Raw genomic sequence first — 23,785 nt, forward strand, 5'->3', positions numbered from 1 at the left:
TCTCTTCAGCTTGGTACATCTTCTGCATTCCAGAGCAAGTACAGTGTCAGCATTCGGATCTGAGCGTCACTCAATCGTCCGTCCAACGCCGGCATCACCCCCCGTCGGCCAAAATGGATGCTGTGATAGATGGCGTCCCGGTCGCCCCCATAGATCCAACTTTCATCGCCCAAATCTGGCGCGCCGATCTCGTAGCCCCCGCGGCCGTCATCTCCGTGGCAGGCCGCGCAGTTTTCTTCAAAAACCAATTTACCGGCTTCGGCCGCTGTCGCATCATGCTGCTGTCCAGAGAGGAACAAGACAAATTCTGTGACTTCCTCAACCTGTTGATTTTCGATCATGCCATCCGCACCAAAGGCAAGCATCTGTGCGATCCGTGTATCGTCATGCTGCGCATTGATTCCATATCGAATGGTCGCCTCTATCTCTTCCGGCGTGCCTGACCATAGCCAATGACGGTCCACCAGGTTGGGAAAGCCAACCTGCCCTTTCAGATCATTCCGGTGACAAGCCGCACAGTTGTCGGCGTAAAGCTTGGAAATCGACGCGCTATACCGCGCCTCAAGCGTCGGATCGGCGGCCAGCTTTTCTATATCCCCGGACGCGAAAGGCGCGAATGTCATTTCTCGACTCGCATCCGCCTGTTGAAGTGCCGTCGCAACTTCTGCACGCGAGGAATAGCCGAGCATCCCCTTCGCGTAGTCACGCACACTCGGAAAAGATGGGTAAAACACCCAATACAGCGCTGCTATGATGATACTGATCCAAAGCGCCCATCGGGCAGCCCAGGGAACAGGTGTATCCAACTCTTTGATACCGTCCCATTCGTGGCCAGTCAGATCGGTGCCGGAAACGGGATCCTTTTCCTTCATCGACATGGCTGATCCTCCTGACGATCGAGTGGGGATTGGGCGGCATCGTCGTAAACCTTCCGGCGCGAGGGCCAATAGGTCCAAACAGCTGCAGCTAAAAAGACGGCCAGCAGGTAGATTGCGCCCCAAGTCTTGGAGAAAACGAGAACCGTATCATGTGTCATCGCTGAACCTCCTCAAGGTTTAACGAATCCAAATCGGCCAATGTGCCAAGAACCTGAAGATAGGCTACAAGGGCATCCATTTCCGTCAGCCTGCCCGGTTGCCCGTCATAATCCCGAACCTGAACGTTTTCACCGTAACTTGCCTGCAACTCTCCTTCAAAGTACTGCTCAGCATCCGCCTGCCATGCGGCGTCCTTTTCGGCGTTTTCGATCTGGGTGTCCGTATAGGGCACACCAGCCCGGCTGAGGGCTTTCAGCGAGGCAGGTAAATGTCCAGTCGCAAGACGCGTCTCGGACAAAAACGCATAACCCGGCATGATTGACCCCTCGACGAGGTCTCGCGGCGCTTCCAAATGCGCCACATGCCATGCGTCAGAGTATTTGCCACCAATGCGCGCCAAGTCCGGCCCAGTACGTTTCGAGCCCCATTGAAACGGATGGTCATACATGCTTTCGGCAGCCAGGCTATAATGCCCGTAACGTTCTATGTCCGACCGTAGGGTCCGGATCATCTGACTGTGGCAGGCATAGCAGCCCTCGCGTACATAGATATCGCGCCCGGCAAGTTCCAGCGGCGTGTAGGGCCGCATACCTTCAACCTTTTCCACTGTGTTTTCGATCGTGAACAACGGCGCGATTTCGACAATTCCACCGATAGATGCAACCATCAGGATTGCCATTGCAAACCCAAGTGAATGGCGTTCGAGTTTTTGGTGCTGAGTGCTCATTGGGACTTACTCCGCTGGCAGCTGGACCAATGGTCCGGCTTCCCGGGTTTGGGCCTTCTTCGGCCCACTTACAGTCATGTAAATATTGTATGCACCGATGCAGGCTCCGATCAGATACAACAGCCCCCCAATCGCGCGGGCGACATAGTAAGGATGCATCGCGATCACACTGTCGAGGAAGGAATAGAGGAAAGCGCCGTCCGCATCATAGGTCTGCCACATCAGCGATTGCGTGATGCCGCTGTTCCACATCGCGCCGACGTAAATCAGCGTTCCGCTCAGGGCGAGCCAGAAGTGCCAGGCCTCCAGCCGCAAGGAATATACGCCGTCCCGCTTCCATATCCAGGGCACCAGTTTGTACAAGGCACCAAAGGTGATGAAAGCGACCCAACCCAAGGCGCCGGCATGAACGTGCCCAACCGTCCAGTCGGTATAGTGGCTTAGCGAGTTTACCGGGCGGATCGCCATGAACGAACCTTCAAATGTCGACAGCCCATAGAACAGAATTGCGACCATCATGAACCGGACCGCCGGGTCCGTCCGGACTTTATCCCAAGCCCCGTTGATCGTAAGGATGCCGTTGAACACAGAGGCCCAGCTGGGAACCAGCAAAATGATCGACATGGTCATACCAAGGTACTGAACCCAATCAGGCAGGGCTGTATAATGCAAGTGATGCGAACCGGCCCAAAGGTAGAGAAAAGTGATCCCCCAGAACCCCACAATCGACATGCGGTATGAATAGATCGGCCGGTTCACAGCTTTAGGCAGGAAGTAATAGAGCATCCCCAGGAACCCTGCCGTAAGCAGGAAACCAACCGCGTTATGCCCGTACCACCACTGCGTCATGGCATCCTGCGTCCCCGAAAAAAGCGAGTAGCTTTTGGGGTAAGCGATGGAGACGGGGACCGAGAGGTTGTTCACCGTGTGCAGCATCGCGATGACGACGATGAATGCCAGATAGTACCAGTTGGCCACATAGATATGCGGCTCTGCCCGACGCGAAAGGGTCTTTAGGTAAAGCGCGAGGTACCCTACCCATACAACCAGCAACAAAAGATCCGCGTACCATTCCGGTTCCGCATATTCCTTGGATTGGGTAATCCCCAAGGGGTAGCCGGTCGCCGCAAGGACCATGAAAAGGTTATAGCCCCAAAACACCATCCAAGGCAGCGATTCACTGGCCAGTCTTGCCCGCGAGGTGCGCTGCACCACGTAGAACGAAGTTGCGATTAGGGCATTGCCGCCAAATCCAAAAATGACCGCAGACGTGTGTACCGGACGCAACCGGCCAAAGTTCGACCAGAAAATATCCCCGTTCAATGCCGGAAAGGCCAGTTGCCAAGCTAGAATGTCTCCGACGGTAAAACCAACCAAGGCCCAAAATAGAGCAGCTATGACACCGAAACGCGTGACCTTGTCATTATACTCAAGCGGGATGTCCCGGATTTCTTCACTCATTCGGGTGATCATCCAGATCAACCCCCAACCGGCGAAGATGGCGATCATCCAGCCATGCAGCACATAGGCGAGAGGTACACCCCAACCAAGAATGGCCACTCCGCCGATCAGAACAATGACAAGAGCACACAGGACCAAAACGTTTTCGACAGTATTGTTATTCAGCATCTGGCCGCTCCTGCCGGTGGAAACGCACTTCCAATGCGACCTCTCCCATGGGGTTCACAGAGTGAATTTCCTGGGGCGCAAAGACCGCCGTTTCATCCGCAGCTAACACCAGGTCTTCTTTGTTGTCCCGACGCAGCAACAGCTGGCCAGATTGCACCGCCAATTGGCCCCAGACACCGGCTTTCGTGCTGTGATTCTTGCGCAATTTTTCTGGCAGAGTTTCGTGAGTGAATTGCGAAGTCGCATAGTGCACCACGCCTTCTGGAAGGGCTTCTGTCATTGTGCGTCTCCATGGAAAAGCTCTGCATAGGCATGCCAGGTTGAGTATCCCAGCAAAGGGAAAACTACGGCCAGCCCTAGCAGGCCCGTTAAAATCCCCAACAAAGTCAGCGCGGTAATCGCACTGCCCCAATACAGGCAAAGACGAAAATTGTGAGTGGTGGCATTAAAACTCAGCCCCATGGCTGAGAAGCCATCAATCTTGCGGTCTACAAGCATCGGAAGCGAAAAGGCTGAGACAGCGAACCCCAACGATGCAAACAATCCGCCGATCAAAGATCCAGAGATTAATAAAGCCCAGCCCGACGGTGTGCTGATCATCCGCAGCAGAGTGTCAGCGAAGCCAGAGAACGGGCGCAGACCATATACAATGGCGAACATGACTGTCGCGGCACGTATCCAAGTCAGGGCAAACACCATGAGGATCGCGCCGACCAGAGCAATCTGCCCTTTCGCGACAGCTGGTCCAGTGTCACCGCTGGCGATCGAATACAAACCAACGGTGGCAATGGGTCCAACAAGCACGCCACCAGCCAAAAGTGGCAGCAGAACCCAACCTTGACCGCTAAACACAAGACCCGCGACACATGCCCATCCCAACAGAACAAGCGCAATGCCGTAACATATCGAATACTCAAGGTTCGCTCTGAAATCGCGCCATCCCGCTCGCAACCAACGTTTCACGACTTGGATTGGCGGCTCGGTAATGACCTGCGCTTTTGAATATACCGATATGGTCATGACAACACCGGCGGGGCACCCACCTCGCGACGAAAGTTCTCGATCCCAAAGGTCAAACCTTTACCGATCCGGTTGGTCAAATGAGTAAAAGCTTGAGCGGTATCTGGCTGCAGAACCTGATGTGCCGTTTCGCCAAACAGATCGAGCCACAAGGGAAAATGCTCGGGAAGGATGTCTGAATTCGCCAGATGAGCCTGCATTGGATTTCCGGAATACCCGGGCTCCCTGAGGATCGCGCCGCGCCAGAACGATGCGATCTTTTCTTCGTGCGCTTTCCAATCCTGAATGGCCTCATTGAACACGGGCCCCAATACAGGATGCACCCTTATCTGCGCGTAAAACCGGCAAACCAATATCTCAATTTCCTCAGCGGAAATTTCAAACATCTGTGGTTTGGCAACCATCGCAGCTGTCATCAGAATCTACTCCATTTCGGGCTCCCGTTTTTTGCCCCCCTTAATAGGTATTGTCAATACCTATTAAGGGGGGGGGCGCTGGTACCCCACAGATACTCAACCCGCCTCTCAGACGGATCGTCTTGCCGCAGATTCCGCGTAAGCTCCACTTCGCAGGGAAAAAACATCATCCAGGGGTGCCCTAACTCCTTCAGGCATCCGGGTTGGGTCGAACACCTTTTTGGTGCTTTCAGAACGATCATCAGGTAGCTCAACCTGAATTGTCCCAAGATCAACCATGGTATGTGTCCCACTCCAAGGCACAGTCGGATCAGACACATTGTCAGCGGCGTTCGCGATCACCAACTTCAACGACCAACGGGCGGGACCATCGCAGAGCTTTTCCAGGAACCTGTCATGAAGGAAATCATCCGAGAGGGTTTCCACCTCTTCCTTGCTCAATGCCAAACGCCCACCCTCCGGCTCCAGCAGAATTCGGGCAGAGATTTCCCTTCCACTCCAATCAAACCGATAAGCATGACCAGAGTGGTATTGTTCAGACGAATAACAACGGCACGGCACAACAGACTTCAGATATTGTTGGTGTGGCACCGTGTTGGGGTTTGCCTCATTAAAGGCTTCTACCAACTTCGGATCCGGGGCACCGGTGTCCGGATCAGGAATACGAGCGGCAAGAAAAGCCCGGAATTGTGCAGCAGAGTTGGCAAAGAAAACCGGGTTCGAAATTAACGTCAGAACCCAAGAGTCTGATCCATTTCCGATCTCCAGCCCAATCCCGCGCACCGTAGGGCTTTTGTCACTGATGCCCGGTTTTCCACCCCCAACGGAGAAGCGCGCCGTAACCTTGCATTCATTGTTCAACATCGGGATTTGAACTCTCGGCTCCTCCGCAGCAGGACAGAAACGCCCCTGTGCTGTAAACCCCTTTGCGTGTGACACGCGATAGCCATTGTGACGGCCAAACGTTCCATTCAATGCGTCGATCAGTTTTACTGCCTGTGACATGACGTCCTCCTTGATCAGTTATCGAGCAGGCCGGGAAACCCTTTTTGAGATGGCTTTATTGCCCATGCATTTTGCTCATTGAGAATTCGTATTTCCGGCAGCGCAGAGCATCACAGGAAATCGATTGATCCGCTGATTCAGTGGATTCGAAGTTATTCTTTTTCAGACAGCCGTTTTCCCACACCATGTGCGTAGATCAACGATCGTGCTTTCAACATGGGATCATTGGATGGTGCAAAGCCGTCGCTCAAGATCAGCGGGTCAAAGTTGATCTCGTCACACTGCCCATCAGTCTCAGTCATCGCAGCATTCGCTGTGAAACGCGCAGCAACGATTTCTGTGTGATCGCCGGTCCACTGAACAGAGGGATCTTCGACATTGTCATCAGCGTTAGCCAGAACGATAACCATGTCCCAGGACACGCCCCCGTTGGCGATATTGGCCTGCATGTTTTCAATGAAGAAGTCGGGGTGAGTGTCAACAACGATATCTTCCTGCCCCGATGGGCGGAAATAGAATCGCATCGCAGTTTCTTGACCCGCGTCATTTACAAGGAGGAAAGAATTCACGCTGTAGTAGGTTGTACCCTCATGGGGTCGAAGCGATTTATCCAACGCGCCATGATACTCGCTGTAGGTCTTCAATGTAGGATTAGCGGCTGCAAACGCCTTGGTTGCGTCCGCTCCAGCAGCCTTGGAACGCAAAAGTTCGATGAACGCTTTGCTCGTCGGCACCGGAAAGAAGTGTTCCGTGTTCATGGCAATCACGTGCAGGTCATCATCCGGCGTCGTGATCTCCATCGATAGCCCAAGTAGCCCGTATTTGTCGTCTGCTGGATTCGCCTTACCACCCTTGTGGGACACCCGAGCAATAACCGAAGATTCACTAGTGAACAAAGGGCTGTTGGAGTACGTTTCAATCGTCTCGTCTAAGGGTGTAAGCGTGCCCTCAACGCAAAATCCTTTGGTGTGATTGCGGCGTTTACCTTCAGTCACACCAAACAAGTCTTCGAAGGCAGCGAAACCCTTCTCAAAGTCAAAGTCACCTTCTGCGACGGCAGGTGTCGCCACCACAGAAATGCCAATAGCTATAATGCTGCGTCTGATCATTACATCCTCCATTTTCATTTATTTGCTAGCTAATATTTAGGCTACTAATTATTTGCAAGTAAAAACTTCAGATGCTAAAAGGTGCCCGAAATCAAAAATGAAAGTCGCCATCGTGCCCAAGACGAAAAAGCCTGAGACCGACGAAGATGTTCGGCTAGACAATCAGTTGTGTTTTGCGGTCTACGCGGCCTCGCACAAGATAGAGCAGCTTTACCAGATACTTCTGAAGGCCCAGGGACTAACTTACACCCAGTATTTGGTCTTGATGGCATTGTCCGAAGAGGATGGTGTCTCCATTTCCACTTTGGCAAAACGGCTTGACGTATCCGGAGCGACAATGACGCCGTTGTTGCGGCGCCTTGAGGAAAAAGATCTGTTACGGCGTGAGACGCGGGACGGGAACGAGCGCCAGAAGATTGTCACTCTAACTGAAACAGGACGCAGCATCTGGATAAAAAGCTGCGGGATATCATCTGAAGTCTTTTCCCAAATTGGCCTTACTCAACATGAGGCAGACGACATCATCCGAATTTGCAAGAAGATCGCCAGCAAGTAATCCGTTATCGAAGTGCGAAAGACATCACAGATTTTCTCTAGAATTCTCCAGGTATTTATCCAAGACTTCCAAGCCAGCATTTGCTCTTTGCCATGTTCGCCACAAGACTGATCGCTAGATCTTTAAGCTCACAGAACGATTGCGGACCTGCGATGAGCCCTTACCAGACCTTGATCACACCTCGGTCTTTCGCTCATGCAGCAGGTCGCGAACGCGTACAAAGTTGCTGTTCATTTGTCTTGACGATGTCAACCGCAGCATAGCGTGTTAGTTGTCAGCAATGAACCAACTAACCTCAGCCAAGCGGAACGCCATACCCTATGCCCTTGCGGTCGTTGGTGTGCTTTTTGCATCCATCTGTTTTGGCCTTGTACCCTATTTTAGCCGTGGGCTCACCGATCAGGGTCTCGCTCCCTATGCGGTTGCCTTTTATCGGTACATCTTGGCAGCGGTTGTCCTTTCGCCCGCACTTGTAATGCATCACTCAAAGTGGCGAGAAATCGTCTGGGGTATGGTTGCGGGCGCAGTTATGGGTCTTGGCTGGGTCGGCTATGTTACTGCTCTTGAGACTGTTCCTGCATCGACGGTTGGCGTACTCTACATGACCTATCCGGTGTTTACGATTGCCATCGCATGGGCGCTTTTTGGTGATCAACCAACGCGGCGCAGCTTTGTTGCGGCTGGATTGATCGTCGCTGCTGCGATATTCGCAGGTTCTCCGGCATCTGTGCCACCGGACCAAATTCCAATCCTTCTCGTCTCATTAGCGGCACCTTTCGGTTTTGGCTTCGGCATATGTGTTCTCGTGCACCGCCTGTCACGTATTGCGCCTTTAGCCAGAATGGCGTCAGTCTCGCTTGGGTCGGTCATTGGCCTTGCCCCTCTCATTCTTTCATCCGAGGTCGGCGAAATTCTACCAGAAAGTGGGGACGACTGGGTTCTAGTTGTCGGGTTGGGCCTTGTGACGGCGCTAATTCCGCAACTGATTTACACGATCTGTTCGCCCAATATTGGGGCAGCGCGCACTGCTGTAGTCGGAAGTATTGAACTACCCACGATGTTTGCTGTTAGCGTTCTTGCATTCGGTGAAGTAATCAAGGGTACACAGGCGCTGGCCTGCGCGCTGGTTTTGGGAGCGATAGCTCTCACTCAAAGTCGCTCAACTCGAACTGTGACGACCGTGATCAGCAAGGAGCCTGAGAGGTAGCTTTGGTCTCGTTGCCGACTTTCTCTATGGAGAGTTTGGACAAGCAGATAGAGCCCTTAGCCGCCGTTCCCGACCATTTGATAGCCGTAGCCGCACTCGGCCGGTTTGGTCGGGAAGTTGCCGGTTCCAAGGAATTGTCAGTGCAATCTGCCACGCACCAGGTAGGCTTCAATTGTGTCACCACCGAGGGCGCGAATGGCCTCTAATCGGTGCAGACCTTCGATCAACACGAACCTCTTGCTGTCGGCGCGCAATTGGATCGGGGTCTTCTGACCGTTCTTCAATATATCTTCGGCAAGCGTCAGAACTTTATTCTGATCAAGTGTTTTTGCACGTTTTACAGGTACGTAGATCAATTCCAGCGGGTATGGTCTTTTCTCTAGCATAAACTACTTGTGCAACCTTTCGAGCTTTTGGTCAGATTCGGAATCCCGTTCGACAGCGGGCGCTGGTACGTACATCAAAGTTCCGAACGAACAGCGCCGCGCAGTTCCTCATGCATGATCCAGGTTGCTGGTTCATCGTCATTTTCAATATGAGAAAACGCCAGTATCTGAGCAGCGCCATCATTCTCTTCCGATCCGGTTTCGGGAAGATCGAGATCAAGGTATTCAGCGATTAACAGCCCCACTTTTTTGAAGGACTTAAGGGATGCCCCGCGCGATTTGTGGCCTGCTGCCTGAGAGAGCTGGCCAACAGTCAGACCTTCCTTTCCTGCGATTGACAGCGCTCTGAGCATCGTAACCTGCGCCGGTGTAAACCGGACTTGGCGCAATGCTTCTGTGTATTCTCTTTCGCTGGGAACATGAGTCCCGGAGTTTCCTTCCAGACGGCGTTGACCGCTGCGTTTCCGGTCACGTTCTTCAAGAATTTCCTTTAACGCCTCGATAGCCATTGCCGGTGTTTCGCCAACTGCGTCAGCAATCATGGTTTGTGTTTTAGCCGGTGGCTTGGGGAACGCCCGTGCAACGCTGTTGCCGCTTAGAAGGCCGGCTTTTATCAGGTATTTTCCGAACTCTTCTTCAATAACTCCGGATACGTCTGCATTTCGCGACTCTCGAACACTGCGGTCCTGAAATTCTCGCTGCTCCATACCAAGAACTGACGTCCTTGCGCTCTGAAGACTGACTTGAGGGGTTCGATTGCGCATCAGAAAAACACTACAAAGACAACCGCCGCTACAAAAACTACTGACGCGATAAAAAATTTGGTGCCGTAAGTTAAGCGGCGAACCCTTTCAGCATTGAGCCTTTTGCCCAGATTTTCGTCAACCGAGTCTAGAGTCACAGTTTGATCCTTCCTACTCTGTCAGGGCGACGGTGAATTTCAACGGCCCATTGTCACGGCAAGTTTTCAGCACATGTATCATTCTGACGTTTAAAGGGTTGATTGCATTCCCACCCATCACCTCTTCGATTCAAATGAGCATTTGATGGGACGATGATTGCAATGCACGTGTTTCGACTTGCGCGGAAACCACGCTCGCATTTCCACCCAGAATAGGTGTCAGACGCAAGGTATGCGTGATCCGGAATGGCTACAGGCTCGCAACGACTCTCTACTGATCTAAATCCTCTGAGGCACACCCAGCCATCCTTGCTGTTTTTGTCGGTTAGGTGGCCGTTTCGGGGGACATCTATTGTAACACAATCCAGGCCATCTTTGCGAAATCCCCAGTTGCAATGTGTTTCCTGCACGCCAAATCGGGTTTCAACGAATCCGTTTTCCGGCGCAATCACTTCTTCACATTCCTCTCCGACACGCCGGAACAACCGATTGCATTTCCAGCGGTCTCCCGTAGAAACGAGGTAGGCATTATCAGGAACTTCTATTTCCTCACAAATGCCCCCGACGCCCCGGAAACCATGGTTGCACTCCCAGCCTTGGCCATAGGAGTTGCCTGTCGAATATGCGTTTTCAGGTACGTTTTCTTTTAGGCACGATCCGCCCCTGTTTTCGTAACCTTCGTCACAAACCGATCCGCAAGAATTTCCTGCCAATTGAGAGGTTGCAGGCGCGACCTGAGCTGAAAGCTGCGTTCCCGAAATCAACACGAAAAATGTCAAGATCAAACACGAAACATCGCGCGTACGTTTGATTGAAGTCAGGTTAAAGCGGTGCCTGGGGTCGGGCCTATCGGGCATCAGACACGCAGTTTATGAGCCAAGTATTGTTCATGTTTTGCCTTCTTTCATGTGTCGTTCGTCGTCTGAAAAACATCAGGAAACAACTGCGAACGTTTGCGAGTAACGAGTTCGTTTCGAACACCCCAGCGGAACCCGTTCCTAAGCTGGGGTACATGCTACAGCTATTTTGAAGGCCATTGGATCGTCGAAGTCGGCAGCATTGCGACGACGAGTGATTTTCACCAATGCACTCTTGTGGTTCTTACCCAGCATAAAGTCAAGGAAGTTCCCTGCGCCACAAAGCCCGCTGATGCGCACAAAGCGGACGTAGATTGATGCCTAGGCTGCAAACGCGGCGAATGGCAGCTAAGTGGCCACAATTACTTTTTGAAGTTTGACAGAAGGGTTCGATCGCAAATAGCGGTAAGCCCTCTTTCCCATCACCTTCCTTTCGTGGGCCAGCGGGATTTGGACAAGCCAAACGCCCTTGGCCGTCAGGGTGAGGGCGCGGCCCTCCCCCTCGGGCAACGCTATTAGACAGGACCGTGTCCTCGGCTATGCCTGCGGGCCGCACCACCCCTATCGAATAGCATTGCCTCGCCCCCTCCCGCGTTCGCCACGTGGCAGATCGGCAGAAACAGGCAGCTTCGCTGTCTGATCTGCAAATCAGCCCAGATTTTCCAAAAGGGAAGCCAGATCAAACGAAACCCTCTGCGGGAGAATTAAAATGGGAATTTTGGGTCAGTTTAAGACGCAGAGGCCAAAATCAATTGATGTCCAACATCGGGGGTGCCTTCCGAAGTCGAACGTTCACCCCGTTTCTGGTCCAACTGTAACGGTTGGGTCAGGTTCGTGTGACGTTCAACAGGAAATGTCAGGCGACACATAGTTTTGCCATTCGGCGACATCTAAATCTTTGATTTTTAATTTCCCTTAAAAAGCACGACGCACGAGTCTTGCCATTTGCGACTCAAAGGTTTTCCATCAAGCTGAAGCCATCGCACAGCGGCAATTGCCCTTCTGTTTAACCGATACTGGCAAAAGCCGTATGCATAGGCGGATCGCACACTCTAAATTGCTTTAGGTTGCAACGTGCGAAACATCCCTGTCTGGCGAATAGATGTCGAGGATGTTCCAATGTCCGGTCGTTGGTGTCGGGTTGTTGATCATTGGCACATCGAGCACGGTTGGCTTGCCACTGGCGATTGCCGCTTCCAGTGCGGGCAACAGTTCGTCGGCAGCGCTGAGTCTGTGCCCTTCCACGCCGTAGGCTCGCGCTATGTCGGCATAGCCCGGTCCGTTTACGGGTGCGGCGGCTGATCCGGGGAAAGTTGTTCCATAGGTCAGACCGTAATGCGCTTTTTGAAGGCCGGCGATAGTTCCGAAGGCGTTGTTGTTCATAACCAGCCAGATGATGCCCAGATCAAGTTCGACGGCCGTTGCCAGCATCGAAGGATTCTGACCGAAACCACCATCGCCAACCAGGCTGATCACCACACGATCGGGTGCCGCCAGTTTCGCGCCGATCGCACCCGGAGGGCCAAAACCCATCGTGGCAAAACCACCCGGGGTCAGGATTGAGCCAGGGGTCAGGATATCGAACTGTTGTCCGACACCGTTCTTGTTCCATCCAACGTCCGTGGTGATGATGGCATCCTCGGGCAGTGCCTTGCGGGTATCTGCCAGAATACGCTCGGGCATCATCGGAAAGGCTGGTGAGGTCGCCATTTCCACGTTGCGCGCTTTGAAATCCGTCCGGAATTCAGCGATCTTCTGTTCCACAGCGGGGCGGTTGAAACCGTCCGGATACATCTCGCGGGCAACCCGGTTGAGGACGCGCAAAACGGCCTTGGCGTCGGCAACGACGCCGATCTCGGTGGGATAGTTGCGGCCGATCTCTTGCGGTTCAATGTCGATGTGAATGACCTTGGAACCGGGAATGTTGAACGTATAACCAGGATACCAACTGGAGCAATCGGCCTCTTTGAACCGAGTGCCCACAGCAAAGATGTAGTCCGCCTTGAGGCAGGACTGATTGACCAATTCAGTACCCCAAAACCCAGTCATTCCCAGTACCAGCGGATGGTCGTCCCGAAGCGCGCCTTTACCCATCAGGGAATGTGCGACGGGCAACCCCATATGCTCCACGAACCTGCGCAACTCTTCGCTGGCCTGTGCCAGAAGGATACCACCGCCGACATAGGCGACCGGGTTTTCGGCCTGTACCAGTGTCTCAATGATTTCACGCGCCGTTTCATCGTCTATCGACGGTTTCCTGAGCGCCCGCGTGTTGTCGCGGATACGGTCGAAACTGTCCGACGGGATCACCTCGGAGAAGATATCCATGGGTACGTTGACCAACACGGGGCCAGGCTGACCGCTTTCAGCCAGATGGAACGCCTTTTCAAGAATCTCGGCCATTAAATCTGCGCGGTCGACCCGCCAGGCGCGTTTTACGAAGGGTCGATAGATCTCCCACTGAGCGGCATCTGCATGCAGGTTCACTTCCTGATGAGGATGTTTGCCGTAGTAATGCGTAGGAATATCGCCCGCGATCACCACCATAGGGATACAATCCAGTGCGGCGTTGGCGACCCCGGTGGCGCAATTGGTCAGCCCCGGGGAGAGATGGGACAACACCACCGAGGCCTTGCCCGTCACGCGGGCATATGCGTCCGCCGCGTGGCTGGCAATTTGTTCATGACGCACCGTTACAAAATCAATTGGGCTTTCCGCCAATGCAGCTAAAACCGCGATATTGGTATGGCCGCATAGGCCGAACACATGCTTCACCTCACGGCGTTCAAGGAAGTCGACAATGTGCTCAGCTACGGTTTTTCCGTCCAGTTTCGCTCCGTCCATCACGCGACCTCCTGCCCGAAGAACTCACCGAACAGGTCCGGCTCCGAGGGGCGATCCTCGGGGATCGGACGGCTGACCCAGGTGTAGTTCATCATGTGTTTCATGGTGACGTTTTCATTGGTGATGTTGCCGCCCCAGATGCCGCAACCCAGGCTGCTGGTCATGGGCATCCCATTGGTCCAGGCACCTGCGTTGGCCTTGGATTGTGGCTGTCGCACCATCATGCGGCTGACCGGAGCCAGACGCGCCAACCGGTCAATGTGATCGTCATTGTGGCTGTAAATGCCGCAGGAATGGCCCTTGCCCCCGGTGTTGTAAATCTGGCTGACCGTTTCCAGCGCGTCATCAAATGTGTCGAAGTGATATAGAGCCATCAGTGTGGTCAGTTTTTCCCTGGAGAACTTGTGCTGCGGCCCGATTTGCCCCTGATTTTCGACCATCAGGAATTTGCGATCTTCGGCGATCGAGAAACCGGCGACCTTGGCCGTTTGCTGAGGCGGACAGGCGATAGTCGGGAAGGTACGGTTGCCCTTCTCATCCCACATGGCCGCTTCGAGCATTGCCTTCTCTTCGTCCGAACACAGGTAACCGCCTTCGGCTTGAAGTGCCTTGACCATATCGTCGTAAACCGAGCGCTGGATGATGATGTTGCCGTCCGCCGAACAGCCTGACCCAAAGTCGGAGGTCTTTGAAATACGTGTGTTTTGAGCGGCGACATCCAGATCGGCTGTCTCATCGATGACGATGGAAGAATTGCCCGCGCCGACGCCATAAGCCGGACGTCCCGAGCTGTAGGCTGCTTTGACCATGGGCTTGCCACCCGTCGCCAGCGTCAGGTCACAAATCTCCATCAGATGTTGCGTTAATGGGATCGACGGTTTGCGAATGGATTGAAACAAGTCCTCGGGGGCACCGGCAGCACGACAAGCTGCGCGCATGACCTCGACCATTTCAAAGGTGGTATGGGCGGTTCGCGGATGTGGACTGAAGATGACCGAATTCCGGGCGTTGGCGGCGGATACGCCGGTCACCGGTGGTGTCATCGCTGGGTTAGTCATGGGGATCAGTGACGCGATCACACCGGCAGGTTTGGCATATTTCACCAGTCCTTTTTCCTCATCCACTTCGACGATACCGGTCGATGGAGTGCGCAGGACGTCACGCAGTACCATGTGAATCTTGAATCTCTTCGCTGGACGCCCTTCGCGATCTCCGATGCCGCTCTCGTCCACGCCTTGCTGGGCCAGACGCGTGAAAGTTTTCTCGTTCCCAGCATACCACGCAATGGCCTGAGACAGGCGGTCCAGCCTGTCCTGATCCCAATCCTCGATCTCGGCCATGGCAGCGCGGGCGCGTGCCAGCATATCGGCCGCCATGTTGCGGTCGTTTTCAGTGAGCTCTTTGCCCATGGTGATCCTCTTGGTGTTTTAGAAATGCAGCATCAGGCGTGCGGCGCTGTGACCGCGCTTCGCCGAATGTTCGCTTGGCGTGGCTGAGACAGCGACGCGCGTGTTCTTCATATCCCAACTCGGCAACGCGGCTTTGGTTGGGCAGTTCAATAGAATAGTCGACGGGCGGCATCCGTTCGATGATGCCGTTGAAATCGATCCAACCTTCGCCTGGGTACAACCTCGCATCGCGGGCCAGTTGGATCATGCCCTCGCGCGTATCGGCGATGCCGGGCAGGCAATCAGAGATATGCAAGAAGTGAAACAACTCCGAGGGGACGTGCAGAAGCTCTCCGAGATCCACGCGGCTGAGGTGCAGATAAAGCGTATCGACCAGAATACCGCCATTCGGCTGATCAGAGGCGCGGACAATATCCAGCGCCTCATCCAGAGTGCGCAAGCGAGAGAAGCTTGGGAACTCCAGATCCACCGTCAGCCCATAGGGCACGGCCAGTTTGCAGGTCTCTGAATAGACGTCGATCAGAAAATCACGATCATCACGGGTATTGGTCCACGCGCTCATGATCATGCGCTTGGCACCCAGTTCTCCGCCGATCTCCAGAGAAGGCTCAAAGCTGCGCGGATCGACATCTTCAGTGATGCGCGCAAGCTCGACATCAAGGACCTTCAAGCCGGTGGTAGAGAGAGCAGTTTTGGTGGCCTGGACCTGCGCCTTGTCGATTGGAGATTGAGTGAATTCACCGGGCACATGCATCGGAATGAACCGAGGACTGACAGCATCGTAACCGGCCCGCGCGGCGATATAGACCAACTCGGGCGGCGTGCAGCCGATCAGCGTCAGATGCGCCAAGGAATAGAGAGAGGGGCTTGCGCCAGCCTCTTCGGGTTTCACCATGAACGACAGCTCCAAGCGTCTGCGAATCTCATTTTCATCACACGTAATAAAAAATATCTGATATTTTTTAAAATATCAACTTTTAATACTAAGCAGAAAACGAAAACGCCCGGGCAATGGCCCGGGCGTGTTTAACCTTCGTTTTGGCAAAGCTTTAGATAGTGACCCAGTCGCCTCCGGACTGGTGAGAGCGTACAGAGGCATCAATGAATCGGACACCGTCTGCGCCTTGTTCGACACTGGGATAAGCAAGCCAATCGGCCGGAACTGTAACGCCATCCCGACGCGCAGCTACGGCCATGGCAAATTCCGTATAGAGGTTGGCCCAAGCTTCGATAATCCCTTCAGGGAAGCCACGCGCGGTACGGACCAGACGTTCCGCGCCGGGGCCAATGCCGTGCCCGTGACCTCGGCTGATGATACGATCCGGCTCACCGAACCGATTGAACTTCAGCTGTTCCGAATTCTCCAAGCCCCACTCAAGACCGCCTTCGCTCCCGAACATCCGCAACCGCAACCCACCCCGATTTCCGGGGGCAAGGCGTGTTGCCATCAAGGTTCCGGGGACTTCATTTTGGTAACGGGTGAACATGAAAACTGTGTCTTCCAAAGGCTTTGGCGCACCGCAGACATGAAACTCGGCCCTCACGTCGGTCATCGGCACGCCCGAGACAAAACTGGCAAGATGCGCGGCATGCGTGCCTATATCGCCGACACAACTGGTCGGGCCTGAAATCTTGGGGTCCAGCCGCCACTTTACATGAGGCGCATCAGCAACATCATCGGGCGTCATCCAGTCTTGCATGAACTCGACGTGGATTTGGTTGATTTTACCTATGCCGCCTTCCGCCACGATTTGTTTGGCCTGACGGATCACCGGAAAACACGACATCGCATAGCCGACGGCAAAGACCTGCCCCGTGCGCGCGGCGATCTCCTCAAGCCCCTCGGCCTCGGCAACTTCGTTGGTCAGGGGCTTGTCGCACAGTACATCAATGCCTGCCTCCAGAAACGCTTTGGCCGCGTCGAAATGGACGTGGTTCGGGGTAGTGATCATGACCGCATCCACGCCATCCGGGCGCGCCGCCTCAGCCCGCGCCATTTCGTCGAAGGACGCATAACACCTGTCTGACGACAGGAACCACTGAGCCCCACGCGCTTTGCTGCGCGCGGCGTCAGAACTGAGCGCTCCTGCGGTGACCTCCCACCGGTCGGTCATCCGCGCGGCCGTTGCCTGCGTGACAGAGATACGTCCACCGCCGACGACGCCCAGCCTCAAACGGCGAGAAAAGCGGGGGAAAGGGCCGTCAAAGTTCAGGTCTTCGGGTAAAAGTCTCTCAGCCATTCTGAACCTCCATTTCCGGGGCCCGTACGCCTTCTGGCAGCATTTCCACCGCCATGAAGATGCTGGGGGTAATCGTCTCGTATTGATGCCAGGGATAGTTGCCTTCAGCGTCATACATCGGCTTGTGCGTCGTGCCGGGGGCCATGAATTCTTCGAGGTAAAGGGTTTCAACGTCCCGTTCGCGGCATTGCTGCATTTTGCCAAAGCCTACGATTTGCGTATGCACTTCGCGAAACCCCGGTACCGGGCAGAACGGATGATCCTTGTGCAATCCAACATTCAGCGGCACCGAGCCCGAGTGATACATGGTCAGTCCGACGTTACCCACGAAGACCTTTGGTGACATGTAGTGGCTGACGCCACGCAGACGCTCCTCTTGGCGAACATCAAAAGCACATGGCCATGTATTTTTCACCCATGCAAACAACTCGTTGTCATCGGCATGGGCGTCGAAACCGTGGACAATTATTGCGCGTTCCACGTTTTGGATGGTGCTGTTCTGTACGATCACAGACGAAAGTGGCGCAACGATCTGATCCTCGACCGAGAAGTCCCTCCCCCCAAGGCTCAGAACAATGGCGCGGCCCTCGACAGATAATCGGTCTTCATTGGTGATGTGCTGGACACGAAAGAACGGCTGGGCAAAGTCGAGTGTCTCAATCGGCATGGACCAGCTCCTTCCTCTCAGTGTTCAGGAAATCGACCGGTAGAGGCGCCGGGGCCACGCAACGGCTTTCTATTGTCTGATAGGCGCCAAATTTCGGCGCCCGTTCAATCGCGTCCATGACCTCGAAAACGTGGTAGGCAAGCGCTCCACTTGCACGGGGTTGGCGTCCTTCTTGTGCCGCCAGGGCCAGATCCAAAAGGCCGAGCCCGCGGCTGTCTTCATTAAACCCATGTTTGTTCTCGACCACCTGCCAGTCTTCGCGACCGGCTGGACGGGGCTGATAAGACCAGCGCGAGGTGTCTCGCGTCTTCAACCAGACATCCCCCTGAAAGACATTGGCACCATGAACCGGGTCAGGGTCAGGGATGCTGATGGTTCCGTTTTCACCATAGATTTCGAACCGTGGGGTTTCGCTGTCCCAAATGTCGAAGCTCATGGTCATCGACCCTATAGCTCCGGATGAGAACTGCAGCAGGCTCAGGGAGTGCGTGTCGACCTCGACATCCATCCATTCGCCGTTGCGCGGGCCGTTTTCGATCATACGCTCCTCAAAGGTCCGCCGTGCCATTCCAGCGACCCGGTCAATTGGTCCAAGACAGCAGATCATCGCGGTCAGGTAGTATGGGCCAAGGTCCAGCAAGGGCCCGCCACCGGCCTGGTAGTAGAAATCCGGGTTGGGATGGTGGCGCTCCGTCCCGTGGGTCCCGACATGGGCAAAAACCCCTGTCGGTTTGCCAATAGCACCCTCGTCGATCAAGCGCCGAACGGTCTGCCAGCGACCGCCCAGAAACGTGTCGGGTGCGCAGCCGACCAGTAACCCCTTTTCAGAGGCCATGTGCAGGATCGCCTTACCATCCGTTCGATTCATAACCAGTGGCTTCTCGGAATAGACGTGTTTGCCCGCCTCCAACGCGCGTAAACTGATTTCCGCATGCGCCGCCGGAATTGTCAGATTCAGAACGCAGTCGATCGTCGGATCGTCAAACACTTCATCTGGCGTGCAGGCCTTGGCGACACCGTATTGATCCGCTTTGGCGCGGCTTTCCAAAGGATCAAGGCTTGCACAAGCCACGACTTCGACGCTGGAGAATTTAGATAGTGTTTTTAAATAGATATCGCTGATACGACCACAGCCGATAAGGCCGACCCGGAAGGATTTCGGTGTCTCACGTGTCATCATTCCTGTCTTCGTAGAGGGGCAAGTAATTTGGGGGCATGGGCCCTTTGTTCCGACCACCCTGGTTCATCTGTTCCCAAGCATGGGCGAGTATTCCAACCGAGCGGGACAAGCAGAATAGCCCCCGCGACAAGGGCGCAGGAAAGCCAAGCTCGCAGAAGATCACAGCTGTCGCGCCATCAATATTCATGGCAATCGGTCGACCTCCGCGTTGACGGGCAAGTTCGGCCTGAACCTCTTCGCCAATGTCGGCAAACCGGCCTGAAACTGTGCCTTCCTTTGCCGCATTTCGAACTAGTTGCATAAGCCGGGGTGCACGTGGGTCGGTGGGCTTGTGGAACCTGTGACCAAAGCCCGAAACGATCTTGCCGTAGGTCTCACGCCAGCTGTCCAAGCCATCCCGAACAGCGTCATTCAGTGAAGCTCCCGCATCCATGCGGGCCGCGATATCATAGTACAGCTCTGCGCACTGCTCTCCTGCCCCACCATGCACGTCGCCCAGCATGTTCACCGCAGTCGCCATCGCATTATTGAGACCCACCCCGCAGGTGGCGGCCATACGCGCAGCCGCGATCGAGGGAGCCTGTGGACCGTGATCCACGCCTGCGACCAAAGCGGCCTCGAACAGGCGCGCTTGCGCGTCGCTGGGCAAACCGCCCCGTACCATCAGCCAGATCATTTGCGGGAAAGATACGTTCCCGATCAGGTCCTCTATGGCATTGCCACGAAAAGCGATCTTTCCGGGTTTCATGTCGACGATGGATGTGCGCCACCATTGGCGAACGGCGCGCTCATCCATTGTCATGTTTTCATCCAGCACGGTCATTGAGTTTGCACCTCTTTCACGGTCTGGATTTTGCTTTGCGCGGCGAGGCGAATGGGTGCGTTACGCGCGCCATAACCGGCATAGCCCATGCGGCGTTCAACAATTTCGAAGAAGAAGCCGTTAAAGATGGGGCGGCTGTATATCTGAAAATACTCGGCACCTGCTGCCCGATCGTAGAGAATGTTGCCTCGGCGCAGTTGGGCGATCAAATCGTCATCCAATCCGAAAGTCGCTTGCAGATCAGCGTAGTAGTTTTCTGGGATGGACAGGCTGGGAAAGCCGGAGTTGAGCAATTGGTCTGAAGTTTCAAATATATCGTCAGACTGGAAGGCGATGTGCTGAACACCAGCCCCAAAGCCATCTTCAAGGAACGAAGCGGCCAGAGTTCGGCGACCAACTGCCCCGTTCAGGTTCAGGCGCACTTCGCCTTCGGGGCTTTCGATGGCCTGGCTTTGCACGACGCCGGACGGGTCGGCCACATTCACGATAGGCGATTTCTCCATCTCAAAAGTCGAGATGTAATACAGTAGCCAGCTTTGCATTTCATCGTGGCTCATCGTCTGTGCCAGATGGTCGATACGGCGCAAACCGGCGGGCTGGGTCGCTTTGGTTTTTGCTACCGGCTCAAATTCGATATCCCAAACCCGATGCAGATCGGATTTCTCATCAATGAAATGGACGACATTGCCGCCGACACCACGGATGGCCGGAATATCCAGCTCTCCTGTTCCCACGGGCTGCGAGAAATTCGGAGCGCCCAACGCGGTCGCACGCTGGACCGTCTGATCCGCATCTTTGACACGCAACCCCATGTCACAAACCGAGGGGCCGTGGCCCAGGAACGCCGACTGGGCAAAACCGTCCTTTTCGGTATTCACTACGATGTTGATAGCCCCCTGCCGCCACAGCTCGACGGACTTGCTGACGTGCTTTCGCTCCATTCGAAAACACATTGCTGACAGCATGTCTGCCAATTGGGTCCCACTCGTTTCGTCGGCTGTAAACTCAACGAATTCGAAGCCTGAGGCGTAAACGCGTTCAGGCAATTTCGGGATATCAAAGTTCGTTCCGGGCTCGGTCCGCGACACCTCGTCCAAGAGGTTCACCAGCGACCTATAGCTGTCTCGGGCAAGTGTGCGGCCACCGGGTTGAGGAGCTGCTTCGTTGACGCGCGCAATAGACCAAGGCCCCTTGTACCCGGCGCGGGACAACACCCGCACGAAACCTGCAAGGTTCAGCGATCCGAGCCCTGGCAGAAGCCCAAAGTGCCGTTTGAGCCGACGTATATCCATCTCAAGCCGGGGTGCATCGGACAGTTGCACATGGAACAGCCGCTCTCCGGGAATGTCCCGAAGGCGGGCGGGTTTGGACCCGTCGGCAAGCGAGAAGAATGAGTTCAAGGCCAACCCCAAATGAGGGCTGTCGATGGCTTCAACGACGCCTAACGCCTGCTCATCCGAGTGAACAAGATCCGACCATGGCAAGCCCATATAGGCCAGACGCAACCCCATCTCTTGCGCGATCTTGGCCGCCTCGCCAAGGTCCGCGATTACCTGTTCTTCGGTTGCAGCGGCATCGACCTCGTAAGCAGACCCGATTAGCAGTAATTCCGTTCCCAACTCGCTCATCAGGTCGAGTTTGCGCTTTAGCCGAGCAAAAGCGCGCTGCCGACCGCTGCCGGATTGACCTTCGAGGTTATGGAAGGGTTGCAGCAGGCAAATCTTCAGGCCGAGGTCTGATGCAATATTCCGGATTTGCGATGGCGGCCCATCAAAAGCGGTCAAATCCGGTTCGTGTAGTTCGACACCCCCGAATCCTGCGTCAGCGATAGCACTCAGCTTTTCGACCAGATCACCAGGGATCGACGTTGTCGAAACCGAAAGGCACATTATCCCTGATATCCAAACATACGCGGCAACCACAGGACCAGATCAGGCATCAGCATCATGATCACCAAGGCGAAGATGAGAACCGCGAGGAAGGCCCAGATTTCCGAGATGATTTCGCGCAGCGGAATATCCGTCACGGCGTTGATCACAAAGAGTAGAATGCCATAGGGCGGCGTGATCAGACCGATCATCGAGTTCACGACGACCAGCACTCCGAAATGCACCAGATCAATCCCAAGCGCTTCGCAGGTTGGAATGAACAGAGGCACGATCACAAGAATGATCGTTGTCGCGTCCAACACGCAACCCAGCGCGAGGATCAGCAGGTTAACCAGGATCAGGAAAACAATCGGGCTGACATCCGAACCCTCCAGCAAGGCCGAGATTGACTGTGGAATCTGTTCCTGAATGACGATGAAGTTCAGAATGAACGCGCCACCAATGACCACCCCGACGGCGGCGGAAGAGCGCGCGCTGTCGACGAACACTTGATAAAGACCACGGAAGGTTAGTGCGCGGTAGAACAGCGCTGCCAGTAGCAGGGCGTAGAATGCAGCAACTGCGGCGGCCTCTGTCGGAGTAGTGACGCCGCCATATATGCCGTACAGCAGAATTGCGGGCATCAGCAGTGCCGGGAACGCGTTGGCGGTTTTAGCCGGCAACTCGCGCAACGGAACAGGTTCTTCCAATGCAAAGTTCCGCTTTCCAGCCAGATAGTAGTTCATCGCCATAAGAACGACACCCATGATCAGGCCCGGCAGAATGCCAGCAAGGAACAGCGACCCAATAGACGCCTTTGAGACCAGCGCATACAGAACCATCGGGATCGAAGGCGGAATAATCGGGCCGATCGTCGCCGAAGCCGCTGTGATTGCGGCTGCATAACCTCGGCTGTAGCGGCCATCCTTGGTCATCATTTCAATGATTATCTTGCCGATCCCTGCAGCATCCGCGACGGCTGAGCCGGACATGCCGGAGAAAATCAACGACGCCACAACATTGACGTGCCCAAGACCACCCTTGAAACGCCCGACCGCCGCGACGCAAAAGTTCAGCAACCGGTCTGTGATCGATCCCGCGTTCATGATATTGGCGGCAACGATGAACAAAGGCACGGCAAGCAGGATCGTGCTTTTGTAGAAACCCTGCAGGATTTTTTCACCCGCCAGTGCAACGTCCAGACCGGCGACACCCAGATACATAAGTGACGCCAGCAGGATGGAATACCCGATAGGAGTCCCGATGCCTGCCAGAACAAAGAGTGTGAGCAGGCAGGAAAGAAGTTCGAAACTCATTTGCTTGCGTCCTCGTCGTCTTCCACATCAACACGGGGATGTTCGTCGACCACGTTGTATCCCACGACCATTTCAAGTTCGGTTTTTGGTGGGCCGTTGCGCATGATGTCAAAAAACAGCCATGCATACCGCGCCGCTACGACCAGCATGAACACGGCATAGATCGAGAACACGGTGCGCAGCGGTATCTTCTCACCCGAAAAGGGATTACGTACCGTCGCGGTTTTGCGGATTTTCATCCAGTCGATGTAGTCCCAAGTCGGTAGGAAACTATAGAGCATCCCGACCACGATTGCCGCGGCCGCCAGCATCGCAAATACCTGGCGCACCCGCATCGGTACCGAAAGGTAGATGATGTCGAACTTTACGTGATCCCGCTCGCGCACGATGAAAGCGCAGCTGAAAAAGATCACCCAGACCCAGAGGATGCCGATCAGTTCTAGCGTCCATCCGGCAGGGGTGAAGAAATAGCGCAATAGAATTTGCAGAAGGAAGATCAGGAAGATTGCCGCCAGCATCCCGCCGGCAATCGCTTCGGTCAATCGGGAGAACCCCTTTATGAAGCCTTTCATTGTGGTTCTCCCTCCC

The 23,785-nt window shown here is 54.7% G+C and carries 23 protein-coding genes; 2 read left to right on the plus strand and 21 right to left on the minus strand.

The features are described 5' to 3' along the window. Positions 1–5: 5 nt before the first annotated feature. From ccoP to ACR0B0_RS17025, 9 genes are all read right to left on the minus strand, one after another. A complete protein-coding gene (gene ccoP, locus ACR0B0_RS16985) occupies positions 6–878 on the minus strand; it encodes a cytochrome-c oxidase, cbb3-type subunit III (protein ID WP_480648821.1) in 873 nt (290 codons plus the stop codon). Continuing rightward, complete coding sequence (locus tag ACR0B0_RS16990) at positions 869–1,036, minus strand: cbb3-type cytochrome c oxidase subunit 3 (RefSeq protein ID WP_170578245.1); 168 nt, start codon at positions 1,034–1,036, stop codon at positions 869–871. Before ACR0B0_RS16990 ends, ccoP begins: the two co-directional genes overlap by 10 nt. Then, positions 1,033–1,764 carry a cytochrome-c oxidase, cbb3-type subunit II gene (gene ccoO / locus ACR0B0_RS16995; RefSeq protein WP_170378521.1) on the minus strand — a complete coding sequence of 244 codons (732 nt, stop codon included), beginning with the start codon at positions 1,762–1,764 and terminating at the stop codon, positions 1,033–1,035. Before ccoO ends, ACR0B0_RS16990 begins: the two co-directional genes overlap by 4 nt. A 6-nt stretch (positions 1,765–1,770) precedes the next feature. Then, positions 1,771–3,393: a cytochrome-c oxidase, cbb3-type subunit I gene (gene ccoN, locus ACR0B0_RS17000; RefSeq protein WP_170378519.1), complete on the minus strand. Its 1,623-nt coding sequence runs from the start codon at positions 3,391–3,393 to the stop codon at positions 1,771–1,773. Further along, on the minus strand, positions 3,383–3,673 hold the full coding sequence (locus tag ACR0B0_RS17005) for a TehB-like domain-containing protein (RefSeq protein ID WP_170362189.1): 291 nt from the start codon (positions 3,671–3,673) through the stop codon (positions 3,383–3,385). The genes ccoN and ACR0B0_RS17005 overlap by 11 nt, the downstream gene beginning before the upstream one ends. Beyond that, positions 3,670–4,413 carry a DUF2189 domain-containing protein gene (locus ACR0B0_RS17010; RefSeq protein ID WP_480648824.1) on the minus strand — a complete coding sequence of 248 codons (744 nt, stop codon included), beginning with the start codon at positions 4,411–4,413 and terminating at the stop codon, positions 3,670–3,672. The genes ACR0B0_RS17005 and ACR0B0_RS17010 overlap by 4 nt, the downstream gene beginning before the upstream one ends. Beyond that, positions 4,410–4,829 carry a group III truncated hemoglobin gene (locus ACR0B0_RS17015; protein ID WP_170362191.1) on the minus strand — a complete coding sequence of 140 codons (420 nt, stop codon included), beginning with the start codon at positions 4,827–4,829 and terminating at the stop codon, positions 4,410–4,412. The genes ACR0B0_RS17010 and ACR0B0_RS17015 overlap by 4 nt, the downstream gene beginning before the upstream one ends. 108 nt (positions 4,830–4,937) lie before the next feature. Next, on the minus strand, positions 4,938–5,834 hold the full coding sequence (locus tag ACR0B0_RS17020; RefSeq protein WP_480648827.1) for a catalase: 897 nt from the start codon (positions 5,832–5,834) through the stop codon (positions 4,938–4,940). A gap of 152 nt (positions 5,835–5,986) precedes the next feature. Further along, entirely contained in the window at positions 5,987–6,943 is a 957-nt protein-coding gene (locus tag ACR0B0_RS17025; protein WP_480648829.1) for a catalase, read from the minus strand. A gap of 97 nt (positions 6,944–7,040) precedes the next feature. On the opposite strand from ACR0B0_RS17025, the gene ACR0B0_RS17030 reads away from it, so the two are divergent. Together ACR0B0_RS17030 and ACR0B0_RS17035 are read left to right on the plus strand one after the other, a co-directional pair. After that, positions 7,041–7,499, plus strand: coding sequence for a MarR family winged helix-turn-helix transcriptional regulator (locus ACR0B0_RS17030; protein WP_170351589.1), 459 nt, complete (start codon positions 7,041–7,043; stop codon positions 7,497–7,499). Positions 7,500–7,779: 280 nt separating this feature from the next. After that, positions 7,780–8,706 carry a DMT family transporter gene (locus tag ACR0B0_RS17035; protein ID WP_480648830.1) on the plus strand — a complete coding sequence of 309 codons (927 nt, stop codon included), beginning with the start codon at positions 7,780–7,782 and terminating at the stop codon, positions 8,704–8,706. A gap of 137 nt (positions 8,707–8,843) precedes the next feature. On the opposite strand, the gene ACR0B0_RS17040 is transcribed toward ACR0B0_RS17035, so the two are convergent. From ACR0B0_RS17040 to ACR0B0_RS17095, 12 genes are all read right to left on the minus strand, one after another. Then, positions 8,844–9,092, minus strand: a complete 249-nt coding sequence (locus ACR0B0_RS17040; protein ID WP_170351593.1) for a ParB N-terminal domain-containing protein — start codon at positions 9,090–9,092, stop codon at positions 8,844–8,846. A gap of 74 nt (positions 9,093–9,166) precedes the next feature. Beyond that, positions 9,167–9,799 carry a hypothetical protein gene (locus tag ACR0B0_RS17045; RefSeq protein ID WP_170351595.1) on the minus strand — a complete coding sequence of 211 codons (633 nt, stop codon included), beginning with the start codon at positions 9,797–9,799 and terminating at the stop codon, positions 9,167–9,169. A 2,113-nt stretch (positions 9,800–11,912) separates the two neighbouring features. Further along, positions 11,913–13,694 carry a thiamine pyrophosphate-binding protein gene (locus ACR0B0_RS17050; protein WP_480648833.1) on the minus strand — a complete coding sequence of 594 codons (1,782 nt, stop codon included), beginning with the start codon at positions 13,692–13,694 and terminating at the stop codon, positions 11,913–11,915. Then, the gene (locus ACR0B0_RS17055) at positions 13,694–15,103 is read right to left on the minus strand and encodes an aldehyde dehydrogenase family protein (RefSeq protein WP_170351599.1); all 1,410 of its coding nucleotides are present in this window, start codon (positions 15,101–15,103) and stop codon (positions 13,694–13,696) included. The genes ACR0B0_RS17050 and ACR0B0_RS17055 overlap by 1 nt, the downstream gene beginning before the upstream one ends. Then, positions 15,084–15,998 carry a sugar phosphate isomerase/epimerase family protein gene (locus ACR0B0_RS17060; protein WP_170351601.1) on the minus strand — a complete coding sequence of 305 codons (915 nt, stop codon included), beginning with the start codon at positions 15,996–15,998 and terminating at the stop codon, positions 15,084–15,086. Before ACR0B0_RS17060 ends, ACR0B0_RS17055 begins: the two co-directional genes overlap by 20 nt. Before the next feature lie 154 nt (positions 15,999–16,152). After that, on the minus strand, positions 16,153–17,343 hold the full coding sequence (locus ACR0B0_RS17065) for a Gfo/Idh/MocA family protein (RefSeq protein ID WP_170351604.1): 1,191 nt from the start codon (positions 17,341–17,343) through the stop codon (positions 16,153–16,155). Continuing rightward, positions 17,336–18,010, minus strand: coding sequence for a hypothetical protein (locus ACR0B0_RS17070; RefSeq protein ID WP_480648835.1), 675 nt, complete (start codon positions 18,008–18,010; stop codon positions 17,336–17,338). Before ACR0B0_RS17070 ends, ACR0B0_RS17065 begins: the two co-directional genes overlap by 8 nt. Beyond that, complete coding sequence (locus ACR0B0_RS17075) at positions 18,000–19,190, minus strand: Gfo/Idh/MocA family protein (protein WP_480648837.1); 1,191 nt, start codon at positions 19,188–19,190, stop codon at positions 18,000–18,002. Before ACR0B0_RS17075 ends, ACR0B0_RS17070 begins: the two co-directional genes overlap by 11 nt. Further along, positions 19,177–20,013, minus strand: a complete 837-nt coding sequence (locus tag ACR0B0_RS17080) for a citryl-CoA lyase (RefSeq protein ID WP_254440267.1) — start codon at positions 20,011–20,013, stop codon at positions 19,177–19,179. The genes ACR0B0_RS17075 and ACR0B0_RS17080 overlap by 14 nt, the downstream gene beginning before the upstream one ends. Then, positions 20,010–21,902 (minus strand): bifunctional sugar phosphate isomerase/epimerase/4-hydroxyphenylpyruvate dioxygenase family protein, encoded by a 1,893-nt coding sequence (locus ACR0B0_RS17085; protein WP_480648839.1) that lies wholly within the window; start codon positions 21,900–21,902, stop codon positions 20,010–20,012. Before ACR0B0_RS17085 ends, ACR0B0_RS17080 begins: the two co-directional genes overlap by 4 nt. Further along, entirely contained in the window at positions 21,902–23,197 is a 1,296-nt protein-coding gene (locus tag ACR0B0_RS17090) for a TRAP transporter large permease (RefSeq protein WP_074736095.1), read from the minus strand. The genes ACR0B0_RS17085 and ACR0B0_RS17090 overlap by 1 nt, the downstream gene beginning before the upstream one ends. Continuing rightward, on the minus strand, positions 23,194–23,769 hold the full coding sequence (locus ACR0B0_RS17095; RefSeq protein ID WP_170351611.1) for a TRAP transporter small permease: 576 nt from the start codon (positions 23,767–23,769) through the stop codon (positions 23,194–23,196). Before ACR0B0_RS17095 ends, ACR0B0_RS17090 begins: the two co-directional genes overlap by 4 nt. Positions 23,770–23,785: the final 16 nt, after the last annotated feature.

The sequence above is a fragment of the Ruegeria sp. BA12 genome, from assembly GCF_056539625.1.

Excerpts from the sequence above, each read along its gene's own strand:
- ACR0B0_RS17095 (WP_170351611.1), bottom strand. The coding sequence starts at position 23,769 with ATGAAAGGCTTCATAAAGGGGTTCTCCCGATTGACCGAAGCGATTGCC.
- ACR0B0_RS17065 (WP_170351604.1), bottom strand. The coding sequence starts at position 17,343 with ATGGCTGAGAGACTTTTACCCGAAGACCTGAACTTTGACGGCCCTTTC.
- ACR0B0_RS17080 (WP_254440267.1), bottom strand. The coding sequence starts at position 20,013 with ATGACCGTGCTGGATGAAAACATGACAATGGATGAGCGCGCCGTTCGC.
- ACR0B0_RS17055 (WP_170351599.1), bottom strand. The coding sequence starts at position 15,103 with ATGGGCAAAGAGCTCACTGAAAACGACCGCAACATGGCGGCCGATATG.
- ACR0B0_RS17020 (WP_480648827.1), bottom strand. The coding sequence starts at position 5,834 with ATGTCACAGGCAGTAAAACTGATCGACGCATTGAATGGAACGTTTGGC.
- ACR0B0_RS17050 (WP_480648833.1), bottom strand. The coding sequence starts at position 13,694 with ATGGACGGAGCGAAACTGGACGGAAAAACCGTAGCTGAGCACATTGTC.
- ccoN (WP_170378519.1), bottom strand. The coding sequence starts at position 3,393 with ATGCTGAATAACAATACTGTCGAAAACGTTTTGGTCCTGTGTGCTCTT.
- ACR0B0_RS17030 (WP_170351589.1), top strand. The coding sequence starts at position 7,041 with ATGAAAGTCGCCATCGTGCCCAAGACGAAAAAGCCTGAGACCGACGAA.
- ACR0B0_RS17015 (WP_170362191.1), bottom strand. The coding sequence starts at position 4,829 with ATGACAGCTGCGATGGTTGCCAAACCACAGATGTTTGAAATTTCCGCT.
- ccoO (WP_170378521.1), bottom strand. The coding sequence starts at position 1,764 with ATGAGCACTCAGCACCAAAAACTCGAACGCCATTCACTTGGGTTTGCA.
- ACR0B0_RS17090 (WP_074736095.1), bottom strand. The coding sequence starts at position 23,197 with ATGAGTTTCGAACTTCTTTCCTGCCTGCTCACACTCTTTGTTCTGGCA.
- ACR0B0_RS16990 (WP_170578245.1), bottom strand. The coding sequence starts at position 1,036 with ATGACACATGATACGGTTCTCGTTTTCTCCAAGACTTGGGGCGCAATC.
- ACR0B0_RS17025 (WP_480648829.1), bottom strand. The coding sequence starts at position 6,943 with ATGATCAGACGCAGCATTATAGCTATTGGCATTTCTGTGGTGGCGACA.
- ACR0B0_RS17040 (WP_170351593.1), bottom strand. The coding sequence starts at position 9,092 with ATGCTAGAGAAAAGACCATACCCGCTGGAATTGATCTACGTACCTGTA.
- ACR0B0_RS17060 (WP_170351601.1), bottom strand. The coding sequence starts at position 15,998 with ATGGTGAAACCCGAAGAGGCTGGCGCAAGCCCCTCTCTCTATTCCTTG.
- ACR0B0_RS17010 (WP_480648824.1), bottom strand. The coding sequence starts at position 4,413 with ATGACCATATCGGTATATTCAAAAGCGCAGGTCATTACCGAGCCGCCA.
- ACR0B0_RS17085 (WP_480648839.1), bottom strand. The coding sequence starts at position 21,902 with ATGTGCCTTTCGGTTTCGACAACGTCGATCCCTGGTGATCTGGTCGAA.
- ACR0B0_RS17005 (WP_170362189.1), bottom strand. The coding sequence starts at position 3,673 with ATGACAGAAGCCCTTCCAGAAGGCGTGGTGCACTATGCGACTTCGCAA.
- ccoP (WP_480648821.1), bottom strand. The coding sequence starts at position 878 with ATGTCGATGAAGGAAAAGGATCCCGTTTCCGGCACCGATCTGACTGGC.
- ACR0B0_RS17045 (WP_170351595.1), bottom strand. The coding sequence starts at position 9,799 with ATGGAGCAGCGAGAATTTCAGGACCGCAGTGTTCGAGAGTCGCGAAAT.
- ACR0B0_RS17070 (WP_480648835.1), bottom strand. The coding sequence starts at position 18,010 with ATGCCGATTGAGACACTCGACTTTGCCCAGCCGTTCTTTCGTGTCCAG.
- ACR0B0_RS17035 (WP_480648830.1), top strand. The coding sequence starts at position 7,780 with ATGAACCAACTAACCTCAGCCAAGCGGAACGCCATACCCTATGCCCTT.
- ACR0B0_RS17075 (WP_480648837.1), bottom strand. The coding sequence starts at position 19,190 with ATGATGACACGTGAGACACCGAAATCCTTCCGGGTCGGCCTTATCGGC.